General features: G+C 53.4%; 8 protein-coding genes. 1 reads left to right on the top strand and 7 read right to left on the bottom strand.

Annotation, left to right across the window (positions count from 1 at the left end):
- Positions 1-136: 136 nt before the first annotated feature.
- Positions 137-3,475: a DNA polymerase III subunit alpha gene (gene dnaE, locus ACI31J_RS05400; protein ID WP_439773415.1), complete on the bottom strand. Its 3,339-nt coding sequence runs from the start codon at positions 3,473-3,475 to the stop codon at positions 137-139.
- Positions 3,476-3,616: 141 nt separating this feature from the next.
- Between dnaE and ACI31J_RS05405 the strand changes: the two genes are divergently transcribed.
- Positions 3,617-3,823 (top strand): YjzD family protein, encoded by a 207-nt coding sequence (locus tag ACI31J_RS05405; RefSeq protein ID WP_439773416.1) that lies wholly within the window; start codon positions 3,617-3,619, stop codon positions 3,821-3,823.
- A gap of 66 nt (positions 3,824-3,889) precedes the next feature.
- Here the strand turns inward: ACI31J_RS05405 and pepT are convergent, their stop codons facing one another.
- From pepT to dnaG, 6 genes are all read right to left on the bottom strand, one after another.
- A complete protein-coding gene (gene pepT, locus ACI31J_RS05410) occupies positions 3,890-5,143 on the bottom strand; it encodes a peptidase T (RefSeq protein WP_439773417.1) in 1,254 nt (417 codons plus the stop codon).
- A gap of 19 nt (positions 5,144-5,162) precedes the next feature.
- On the bottom strand, positions 5,163-5,999 hold the full coding sequence (locus ACI31J_RS05415) for a Nif3-like dinuclear metal center hexameric protein (RefSeq protein ID WP_439773418.1): 837 nt from the start codon (positions 5,997-5,999) through the stop codon (positions 5,163-5,165).
- Positions 5,992-6,693, bottom strand: a complete 702-nt coding sequence (locus ACI31J_RS05420) for a tRNA (adenine(22)-N(1))-methyltransferase (RefSeq protein WP_439773419.1) — start codon at positions 6,691-6,693, stop codon at positions 5,992-5,994. Before ACI31J_RS05420 ends, ACI31J_RS05415 begins: the two co-directional genes overlap by 8 nt.
- Before the next feature lie 86 nt (positions 6,694-6,779).
- On the bottom strand, positions 6,780-7,964 hold the full coding sequence (locus tag ACI31J_RS05425; RefSeq protein WP_439773420.1) for an aminotransferase class I/II-fold pyridoxal phosphate-dependent enzyme: 1,185 nt from the start codon (positions 7,962-7,964) through the stop codon (positions 6,780-6,782).
- A gap of 189 nt (positions 7,965-8,153) precedes the next feature.
- Complete coding sequence (gene rpoD, locus ACI31J_RS05430; protein ID WP_439773421.1) at positions 8,154-9,296, bottom strand: RNA polymerase sigma factor RpoD; 1,143 nt, start codon at positions 9,294-9,296, stop codon at positions 8,154-8,156.
- 1 nt (position 9,297) lies between these two features.
- Complete coding sequence (gene dnaG / locus ACI31J_RS05435; RefSeq protein WP_439773422.1) at positions 9,298-11,166, bottom strand: DNA primase; 1,869 nt, start codon at positions 11,164-11,166, stop codon at positions 9,298-9,300.
- Positions 11,167-11,248: the final 82 nt, after the last annotated feature.

Below are 11,248 nucleotides of genomic sequence, written 5' to 3' on the forward strand. Positions count from 1 at the left end.
CTGCGGTCTGCCAATTGCATCCCTCATTTGCACACTTGTATAATAGCACTTTTCAAAAACAGTGTCTTTAATTTTTGTGCGGAAATTCTCAAGAAACCGCTATCACTTTAAATTTGTCAGTAATTCTCATTTAGATTTAATTTTTTAAAGTTTGCAGGACCACGTTAGCTGCCCCGAACAGTTGCTTTAGGGCTTGCTCGGTCGCTGGTTGACGGTCCAACCACTTGGCACGGACCTGAAGATGTTTGGCATCCGTTTCGGGATAGTACAGCAGGACCGGAACATCACCGTGATGGGCATGCATCACGTCGTTCAGCTGGCTCATCACCTGGCGGTTGGCCTTGGCTTCAAAGACCCGAATCACCCACCGCTGGTTGGGAACCAGTTGCTTTTGCAACGTGGCGACCGCCTGAATCCGGTCCGCCAAAAGCTGAGTTCCCCGTCCTGGCCGTTCCTCGACCTTGCCGTGCACCACCAGGATTTGGTTATTCTTCAACAGCTCGGCATAACGCTGGTACTGCTTGGGAAAGGCCGTCACATCGATGGTTCCCGTCTGGTCGGAACCAGAAACAAATGCCATCGGCCGGTGGTCGCGCTTGGTGTAGATTGTTTTAACGTGGTTAACGAAGAGCAGGATAGTAACGTTTTGTCCGGGCCGCAGGCGGTCAATTGTCTGGACATGCAGCGCCTCGCCCAGCCGACGGTATTGACTAACCGGATGGCCGGAGAGGTAGACGCCCAGATACTCGTTTTCCTTTAATAATCGATCGGTTAGCGGGAATTCTTTATGCCTGGTGATCGTTGACTGGAGGCTCGGATCATCCTGAAAGCTGCTCAGAAGCTGGTCAATTCCCGATACCAGTTCTGGCAGGGCCGCGATCATTTCCGCCCGGTTGTAGCCCAGCCGGTCGAAGGCACCTGCATAGATCAAGGGTTCCACCAGCTCTTGCTTTCGAAAACGGGCCGGAATTCGGTTGATGAAATCCCGCAGGTCCTGGTAAGGCCCGTTGATGCGTTCCTTAATGATCTCGGCAGTGAAGTCTCGCCGCATCCCCTTGATGTCGGCTAGACCAAAGTAAACCTGCCCATCGTGCAGGGTGAAGGAGGCATCACTGACGTTGATCCGTGGTCCCTTCACCACTACCCCCAGCTTGCGGGCGTTGGCAACGTGCTGTCGCAACTTAGCCAGGTTAGTCTCAGCCCCCATCAACGCCGTGTAAAAGGCACTCGGGTAGTGACACTTCAAGTAAGCCAGTTCAAATGCCAGCATCGAGTAGGCCACCGCGTGCGACCGGTTAAAACCATAGTTGGCAAACTGGTCAATGTAGTCAAACACCTGCTGGGCCCGTTCCATAGTGAAGCCGTTCTTGACGGCCCCCTTTAGGAACTTGTCCCGCATCCCGGCCATCACGCCGGCCTTTTTCTTACTCATCGCCCGCCGCAGCAAATCGGCCTCGCCCAAGGTAAAACCAGCCATTGCCGACGCCAGCTGCATGACCTGCTCCTGGTAAACCAGGATGCCATAGGTCGGAGCCAAGATAGTCCGCAGCGCCGGGTCGGGGATTCGGTAATTTTCCTGACCATGCTTTCTGGCAATGAAGTGGCTGATGTTTTCAAGCGGACCCGGCCGGTAGAGGGCGTTCACGGCGATGATGTCCTCAAAGCGATCAGGGTGCAGGCTGACCAGAACATTACGAATCCCGCTCGATTCGAATTGGAAGACGCCGTCAGTCTGGCCGCGCTGGAAAAGCTGCAGGGTTGCCGGATCGTCGTATGGGATCTGCCCCGGGGAAAAATCCGGGTGCTCTTGATGGACGAGTTGGCGGGTTTTCGCCAAAATCGACAGGTTCTTCAGCCCCAAGAAGTCCATTTTCAACAGCCCCAAGGCCTCAACCGTCCCCTTGGTAAACTGGGTCATCAACAGACCTTCCCCACCATCCTGAAGAGGCACGATCTCGTGCAAGGGCTGCTCAGAGAGGACAATTCCGGCGGCGTGGGTCGAATAGTGGCGGGGCAGTCCCTCCAGCTGCTGGGCCACCATCATCAGCAAGCGAGCATCTGGATGGTCATCGATGAAGTTGTGGAGCCGTTGCGAGTTTTCTAAAGCACTGGCCAGGGTTAGGTTGTGACTGTCCGGCAGGGTCCCCAGCAACTCATTGACATCGTAGCGTGGCCAGTTGAAGACTCGGCTGACGTCCCGCAGGACCTGTTTTGCCCCCAGGGTCCCAAAGGTGATAATCTGGCCGACGTGCTGGTGGCCATACTTATCGTGGACATATTGCAGGACCTCGTTCCGACGATTATCCGGGATGTCCAAGTCGATGTCCGGCATCTGGGCCCGTTCGGGGTTAAGGAAGCGCTCAAACAGGAGGTGGTAAGCCAGGGGGTCCACCTCAGTGATTGCCAGGGCGTAGGCCACCAGCGAGCCGGCCGCGGATCCCCGTCCTGGATCGGTCGCCATATGCTGCCGGTGGGCAAAGTTCATGACGTCCCAGACAATCAGAAAGTAGTCGTCAAAGCCCATCTGGTGAATCACGGCCAGCTCATGATCAAGCCGGTCTTGATAGTCCTGCTTAGTAAAGCCTGTTGCCAGCGGCCGCTTAGCCAGTCCCCGTTCACAAAGGGAACGCAGGTACTCTTGGGAACTTAGCGCTTGCGGAGTAGCAAAGTGGGGCAGGACCGGTGCCTTGAATTCCAGCTCAACGTCACACTGCTGGGCCAGCTGGACAGTCTTTTCGGCGGCCTGGTCAAGTCCCGCCTGCTGATAAGCGGCCAGTTCTTGGGACGCGGAACGCAGGTAGTGGGTCCCCCGCTCCTTGGCCTGCTGGGTAATATCTTCCAGCTGCCCCCCCGTCTGAATGGCCCGAAGCACCTTAGTGGCAAATTGATCGGTGGGCGCCAGGTACTCCACGGGACGGGTCCCCACTAAAGAGATCCCCTGGGTATGGGCAAGGTCGGTCAGCGTAGTCCGCTGAACCGGATCCAAATCGGGACTGATCCCCAGCAGAAGGCCACCAGGATCAGTGAATTTTTGCAGTTCTTCTAGGAAACGGTCGGGGTGCAGAAACGCACTAAATAGCCCGGTCTGGGGCGGGACAATGACAAAAAGGTCCCCCAGCAGGGCCCCTACCTGGTCGATGGTTAGCGGCAACTGATCCGGATTCGTGGTCTGGTGGCGACTCGATAGGTCCATTAGGTTCTGGTAGCCCTGACGACTTTTGGCAATGAAGGTCAGCATAAGACTATCCCCCGTCCCCTGCTCTAGGGCCAAGCGCATCTTCATCCCCAAAAGCGGCTTAATATCCGCTTGCCGGGCAGCATTGTAAAAGTCAACGGCCCCATAAAGAACGTTTTCATCCGTCAGCGCCAGGGCCTCATAACCTTTCTCCTTGGCTGCAGCAACAAGCGCGGGAATTCTCGTGGGGCTCTGTAGCAGACTAAATGAGCTCCGCACATCAAGTGGCACAAAAGCCAAGACACTCTCCTCCTTTCGTGTATAAATTGATTATACCAAATCTCCCTAAGCCGCCAAATGAAACACTCGATCCGGTTTGCCCCTTTTCTATTTCCCGCATTTTGTGCTAAAATTAAGAAGTTAAAAGAGGGGATGACATACATGAACGTATTATCACGGAACATCATGGCCGGAATCTGGGCACTGATCCTCGGTGAGGTTTTGGCCTACATCACCGGTCAACTGGAAGGTTTAACGCCTGATTACAAGCTGGTTGGAATTTTGGCCGTTGTCATGGCCTTGATCGCGGTCAACGCAGTGACGGCCATCACCGAAAGTGCCAACCCAGCTAAAGACAACGACAAATAGTCTTAGATTAATTTTTAACTAAAAAGGACCAGCGATTAATTTCGCTGGTCTTTTTTTGCGTGCTTATTACTTATTGTTGTCCTGCTCAACATTTAATTTATTGATCTCCAGCAGGGTATCCAAGGCTTTTTCCATCGTCTGGAGGGAAACATATTCAAAACGGCTGTGCATGTTCTCGCCCCCGGCAAAAAGGTTCGGGGTCGGCAATCCCATGTAAGAAATCGTTGAACCGTCCGTACCACCCCGTACTGGGTAGATGTCAGGCTTGATTCCCAGGTTCTCCATTGCCTGCTTGGCGATTTCAACCACGTCCATGTGGTCCTTTAAGGCATCCTTCAAGTTGTAATACTGGTCGTACAGCTTCATCGTTACCCGTTCTTCGCCTAGTTCATCGTTCAATCCCGCTACAATCCGTTCTAACAGGTGCTTGCGTTCAGCAAACGTCTGCTTGTCGTGATCGCGGATCAGGTAAACCATGGACGCGTGGTCCACCGTACCGTCAAACTTGTAGAGGTGGAAGAAGCCCTGCCGGCCATCAGTCCGTTCTGCCCGCTCATGGGTTGGCAAGCTGTCGTGCAGGTCGATGGCCACCTGGATGGCGTTGACCATCGTGCCCTTGGCCACCCCGGTGTGGACATCGTTCCCCTTGATTTCGATCTCCGCCTGGGCCGCGTTAAAGGTTTCATACTCCAATTCACCCAGTGGACCACCATCAACCGTGTAGGCAAAATCGGCTCCGAAGTCGGCAACATCGAAGTGGTCGGCACCCGTCCCGATTTCCTCGTCGGGGCCTAGGCCAATCTTAATCTGCCCGTGCTTAATCTCTGGATGTTTCATCAGGTAGTCCGCCATCGTCACGATCTCGGCAACCCCGGACTTGTCATCCGCACCCAAAAGCGTCGTCCCGTCGGTCGTAATCAGCGTGTCCCCCGCATACTTCTTTAGGGAAGGAAAGGCGTCTGGGGTCAGCTGATACTCGCCATCGCCGAGCTTAATGGCAGAATGACCGTCGTAGTCCTCAATGATCTGCGGATTGACGTTGTGGGCATTGAAGTCCGCCGTATCAACGTGGGCAATCAGGCCGATGGTCGGTACTGCATAATCAATGTTGCTGGGGATCGTGGCCATCAAATAAGAACTCTGCTCATTGATGTGGACGTTCTCTAGACCGATTTGGGTGAGTTCCGCGGCCAATTCATTCAAAAATGCGGTCTCCTTCGGGTCAGACGGCACTGTCGTGGACGCCGGATTTGATCTGGTTTCGGTTTTAACATACTTCAAGAAACGTGATAATAAGCCATCATACTTTTCTGCAACCATAATTTGGTCCTCCTTTACACTACTTTTCATCCGTTGCCATCATGAAGGTGAAGGGATCCGTGTTGAGGCGGTTTTCGACCACTTCGAAGTCCCAACCATTCTCAAACTGCCACTTGCGAATCAGCTGGGCCAGCCCGTGCTCGCAGACCGCCTCAATGTGGTGGCCGGGGTCGATCACGGTTAGGTGGTTGGCAATCATGTCGTGGGCGAAATGATAGCTTACATCACCAGTAACGTAAGCATCGGCCCCCAGGTCCACGGCCCGCTGGTAGAAGTCCTGACCGGCCCCGCCCAGGATTGCTACCCGGTGGATCAGGCGGTCTCGGTCAGCTGGGTTAACAACCAGGCGCAATCCGGGGACAGCAAAGACCCGCATGCAGTAACGGGCAAACTCCGCCGCGTTCATTGAGCCGGCAAAATCACCGATCCGCCCCATCCCAACCGGCTGGCCAGAAACCGGGTCGTTGCCGGCGGGAACCAGCGGCTGACAGTTGCTGAGGCCGAGCTGGGCCGCCAACCAGTCGTTCATTCCGCCATTGGCCGTGTCGAGATTGGTGTGCGCAGCATAAACAGTAATGTGGTGGGTCAGCAGCTGCGCGTACATCGTATTCTGCGGATTACGGGTATCGAGGTCTTTAGCCGGGTGAAACATCACCGGGTGGTGGGCAAAGATAAAGTCGACTCCCTGGTCGATGGCCTCCTGGACGGTCTCCGGCCGGGTATCGAGGGTCGTCATCAGCTTTTTAATGGGCCGGTCGGGATCCCCGACCTGCAGACCGACATGATCCCATTTCTCAGCCAATTGGGGACTGGCAAACTGTTCAAACCGTTGAATCAAGGTGCTTCCACTAATCATCATCTAACGCCTCCGTTACCAATGTCAACTTTTGCTTCAACTCTGCGATCCGTTCCACCGGCACGTTTTGGGCCTGTTCCATCTGGTGAATGACCCCCTGCTGCCGGCTGACGTAATCGCGCCACTTAGCTGCAAAGACCGGGCCCTTCTTTTCCAACAATTTAGGCCCAAACATCAGCTCATAATCGCTGTAGCGAAATGGGACCGGTGACGGTTCAGCCACGATAATCTCATAGATGTGGTCATCCTCGGCCACGATCTGCTCGGCCATGATCTGATAACGATTAGCCATCAGCCACCGGCGCAAGCGGTCCTCACCAACATTGGGCTGAAGTACCAAACGCTGGACACCCTTCAGACGGTCCTTCCCCCGGTCCAGGATCTCGGCGATTAGGGTGCCGCCCATCCCGGCAACCACCACAGTATCGATCCGGTCAGCGGGCGTAATCGCAGCCAGGCCATCCGCCAAGCGGGGCTTGATCAGGTCCGTTAAGCCGTGTCCCTTGATCTCACCGACCGCATTTTCGTACGGGCCCTTAACGACTTCACCGGCCACTGCATAGCTGATCTTTTTCTGCAGGGCCAGGGCCGCTGGCAGGTAGGCATGGTCAGAGCCGATATCCGCCATCCGGGCTCCCACCGGTACAAATTTTGCGACCGTTGCCAGGCGCTTTGATAAATTTTTCTCGTCCACGTTCATCCCTCTTTATTATTGTTTTAGTTCCAGTATAGCAAAAAGTGCCCGGGGGCGTGAAACCCGCGGGCACTTTTCAGATAATTTTAATTCAATTTCTTAACAAACTCGCCAATCCGCCGCAGACTTTCCTGCAGGTCCTCGTCAGATGAAGCATAGGAAAGCCGAACGTAACCTTCACCACCGGCACCAAAGGCACTTCCGGGAGTCACTCCAACCCGGGCCTCCTTAGCCAGCCGCTTAGCAAACGCAACATCATCCTTGCCAAATTGGTCAGGGATCTTAGCGAAGATGTAGAACGCCCCTTGCGGCGTCGACATCTCAAAGCCTAACTTCCGCAGACCATCTACAACCAGATCTCGACGATGTTCGTAGGTCTTCCGGAAAGCAATTGGATCCTCACGGCCGTTAGTTAATGCCTCGGTGGCAGCCGCCTGGACATTGTCCGTCACGGTCGTTACCAAGTAAGCATGCATCTTGCGAATACTGGACATAATCTGGGCAGGGCCGGCAACGTAGCCAAGCCGGTAACCAGTCATGGCATGAGACTTGGACAACCCAGAGATGAAGAGTGTCCGTTCCGGAATCATCGTGGCAATTGAATAATGGGTTACCCCGTAAACCAGATCACTATAAATTTCATCAGCAATGGCGTAAAGGTGGTGCTTGGTGATGACCTTCGCTAAGCCTTCCAAGACGTCTTTAGGATATTCACGGCCAGTTGGGTTAGATGGGTAATTAAGCAGGACCGCCTTAACTCCCTTCCCCTCACGCTCGATAACCTCTTCCAGGCGTTCTGGCGTCAGGACAAAGCCGTCTGCTGAAGTGTCAACCTGAACAGCCGTTGCTCCAGTCATTGCAACCAGTGGGAAGTATAGCGAGAAGACTGGCGTTGGGATAATTACTTTATCACCAGTGTTCAGCAGTGAGAACAGGGCTGCTACCACGGCTTCTGTTGCTCCGACGGTAACAACAATCTCATCATCAGGATCATAGTCAACCCCACGGGTATCCTTAAGATACTTGCTGATGGCCGCCAAAAGTTCTGGCTTTCCTGCTTGCGGAGCATAGTGAGAATCGTTCTCCTGGATGCTCTTGATAGCCGCCTGCTTGACGTGTTCTGGCGTATTCATATCCGGTTCACCCAGGGTCAGCTTGATGATCCCCGGCACCTTAGAAACCTCTTGGTCAAAAGCCCGGATCCCAGATGGCTTCTGTGCATCCAGCCGGTGGTTAATCGTTCCCAACAAATCGTTTGCTAATTCAGGCATTGCTTCATTCCCTTTCTAATCATTAAATTATTATAAGTGTATTATCAAAGCCCGGCATGGTCAAGACTATTTTAATGTTTGTTTAACTTTTCTTTAATTTTTATAGTGAAAATTAATTCAAAAAAGGCGGTCTACAAACCCAAAGGCTGTAAACCGTCTTTTTTCCGTATTTAACTAATAGGAACCGTTTTATTCCAAAAAGTCCTTCAGTTGCTTAGAACGTGATGGATGGCGAAGCTTCCGCAGGGCCTTGGCTTCAATCTGCCGAATCCGTTCACGGGTAACCCCAAAGACCTTCCCGACTTCCTCCAGGGTCCGCGTCCGGCCATCGTCAAGCCCGAACCGTAACCGCAGAACGTTTTCCTCACGGTCCGTCAGAGTGTCTAAGACGTTCTCCAATTGCTTCTTCATCATCTCATAAGCAGCGTGGTCAGCCGGACTAGTAGCATCCTGATCCTCGATAAAGTCACCAAGGTGGGAGTCATCCTCTTCACCGATTGGTGTTTCCAGAGAAACTGGTTCCTGAGCAATCTTTAAGATATTGCGAACCTTCTCCGTTGGCATATCCATTTCCGCACCGATCTCCTCAGGCAGTGGTTCCCGACCAAGGTCTTGGAGCAGTTGCCGCTGAATCCGAATCAGCTTGTTGATCGTTTCCACCATGTGAACCGGGATTCGAATCGTCCGGGCTTGATCAGCAATCGCCCGCGTGATGGCCTGACGGATCCACCAGGTGGCGTAGGTGGAGAACTTGAAGCCCCGCCGGTAGTCGAACTTCTCGACCGCCTTCATCAGACCCATGTTCCCTTCTTGGATCAGGTCCAGGAACTGCATCCCACGGCCAACATAACGCTTAGCAATCGAAACGACCAGCCGCAGGTTTGCTTCAGCCAATTCCTGCTTGGCTTCTTCATCCCCCTGTTCAATCCGCAATGCCAGCTGCACTTCTTCGTCGGCCGTCAGCAGGTTGACCCGACCGATTTCCTTCAGGTACATCCGAACGGGGTCATTGATCTTTACCCCAGTCGGTGCCGAAGTATCCTTCATGGCATTTTGAGACAGTTTTTCCGTTGCCTTCAATGCCCGCGGGTCAGGATCACCATTGCCATCAACAACACTAATTCCAGCGTCCTCGACATTTTGCAGAAGATTGTCGATCCCATTGGCATTCAGTTCAAAGGGTCTGGCGATCTGCTCGGTCAAGTCGTCGTACTTGACTTCCTTTTGCTTCTTATAGTGGCGAATCAGCTTCCCAACAGCGGTATCATATTCGTGCTGATCAAAACTATCGCTGTTTGAGATAACAAGGTCTTTCTTCTTACTCTTTGCCATACTATTTAGTCTCCTCCGCTTTATACTGTTGTTGTTTCTTCAATAACTTTATCAGGTCAATCGTCAATTGAGTAGCAAGTTCGGTGTTGTTTAGCGTGCTGGCCTCCTTAAGCTGGGCGCGGACCTTCTTGATCTGCTCCTGCAACGGGGACTGCTGGGTTAGGATGTGCAAGCAGTCGTCAATCACCTGCATATCAACGTCGGGGCTCACCGTCAGCTGCTCAATCTGACTGAGGGTCGCCCGCAGATCCGGATAATCCACCAGGTAATCAAGAAACCGGGCCGCTGTATAATCACCGTACTCTGAGAAGTAGCTGCTTGCCACCATGTACAGCGCTTCATACTTCTCGTGGATAAAATGAAAATTCTCGTGCGCCCGCACGTGGCTCCAAACATTTGAATCATGCAACATATACCGCAACAGAATCTGCTCGGCCAACTCGGTTCGGCTAATCTTAACCGACGCTGGTTGGACGGGTGGGGCAAAGTTCGCCGCGGCATGCTCCTGGTAAGCCTGAGCTGGGGACGCTGGTTGGGCATGCTGACCGTGCAGTTGCCGCAGTTGTCCCTGTAGGGCTGTTTTGTCCAGTTTAAATTCAGCGGCCAATTGGCTCAGGTACATATCCTGTTCCAATGGGGTATCCAAGACGGCGATCTCTTTGAGCACGGCATCAAGGTATGCCATCAGCTCCTGCTGGTTGTCCAGGTTACGACCATTGCGCAGGAAACGCAGGTAGAAATCCGTCGTCGTTTCTTCGCGATCATGCACGTAGGTTTGAAACTTGTCCGCCCCGTTTTGCTGGACATACTCGTCCGGATCGATCCCAGCCGGCAATTGAACTACTCGCAGAACCAGTTGCCCATTCTGGTGGTCATTAACCAGACCGATTGCCCGGTCAATGGCGTTTTGTCCCGCCGAATCACCGTCATAGCAGATATCCAGCTGCTTGGTAGTTCGGTTGATGACCTGCACCTGTTCCTCGGTAAAGGAAGTCCCCATCGAGGCAATTCCATTCTCTACCCCGGCCCCAAAAGCCGAGATCACATCCATGAACCCCTCGAAAAGGTAGAGCCGTCCGTCGGTCCGGGCGGCCTTCTTTGCCAGGTCCAAGTTAAAGAGGGTGCGCCGCTTGTTAAAGATTGGGGTTTCCGGGCTATTAAGGTACTTCGGCAGGTCCGTCCGCTCGGTATTCAACAGACGCCCTGAAAAGGCAATCACCTTCCCCTGCCCATTGCGAATTGGAAACATCACCCGCTCAATAAACCGGTCCTGCAGCTTGCCGTCACGGTCCTCGGTGAAAAGCCCCGACTTGCGCATCAACTGGTAGTCGAGCCCCTGCTGGGCGCAGTACGGTGTCAGGATCCGCTGGACGGGCGCGAAGCCGATGGAAAATTGCTCAATTAACTCCCGCGTCATCCCCCGCTTCTGCAAGTAACGTCGCGCCGGCTCTCCAGCAGGCGTGTTAAGCAGGATATGGTGGTAGAGTTGGGCTGCCTTCTCGTGTAAATCCAACAAAGCATCCTGCTCACGACTGGCCGGAGTCTCTGCCGGGGCCGCCGAACTGGCCGTGTATGCAGTCGGCAATTTAGTACCGCTCAGTTTGGCAACCTCCTGTACGGCCTCCACAAAGCCAATATGCTGGTAGTCCATCAGGAACTGAAAGACATTGCCACTTCGCCCACAACCAAAGCAGTGATAAAACTGCTTCTCGGCATTAACGGAAAATGACGGGGTCTGTTCCTCATGAAAGGGGCACAGTCCCGTAAAGTTCTTCCCGGCCCGTTTAAGTTGGACGTATTGTCCGATAACATCACTAATATCAACTGAATTACGAACTTGATCGATTATCTCACGTGGTATTCTGGCCATTGAATCACCCCACTTGATAGGTTCGCGAACAGTAACGAAAGGCCGCAACCCAACGGAATGCGACCCTCCAATCAATCATTTA

Source organism: Limosilactobacillus sp. (genome assembly GCF_051873075.1).
Taxonomy (GTDB): Bacteria; Bacillota; Bacilli; order Lactobacillales; family Lactobacillaceae; genus Limosilactobacillus.

Excerpts from the sequence above, each read along its gene's own strand:
- pepT (WP_439773417.1), bottom strand. The coding sequence starts at position 5,143 with ATGGTTGCAGAAAAGTATGATGGCTTATTATCACGTTTCTTGAAGTAT.
- rpoD (WP_439773421.1), bottom strand. The coding sequence starts at position 9,296 with ATGGCAAAGAGTAAGAAGAAAGACCTTGTTATCTCAAACAGCGATAGT.
- ACI31J_RS05425 (WP_439773420.1), bottom strand. The coding sequence starts at position 7,964 with ATGCCTGAATTAGCAAACGATTTGTTGGGAACGATTAACCACCGGCTG.
- ACI31J_RS05415 (WP_439773418.1), bottom strand. The coding sequence starts at position 5,999 with ATGATTAGTGGAAGCACCTTGATTCAACGGTTTGAACAGTTTGCCAGT.
- ACI31J_RS05405 (WP_439773416.1), top strand. The coding sequence starts at position 3,617 with ATGAACGTATTATCACGGAACATCATGGCCGGAATCTGGGCACTGATC.
- dnaG (WP_439773422.1), bottom strand. The coding sequence starts at position 11,166 with ATGGCCAGAATACCACGTGAGATAATCGATCAAGTTCGTAATTCAGTT.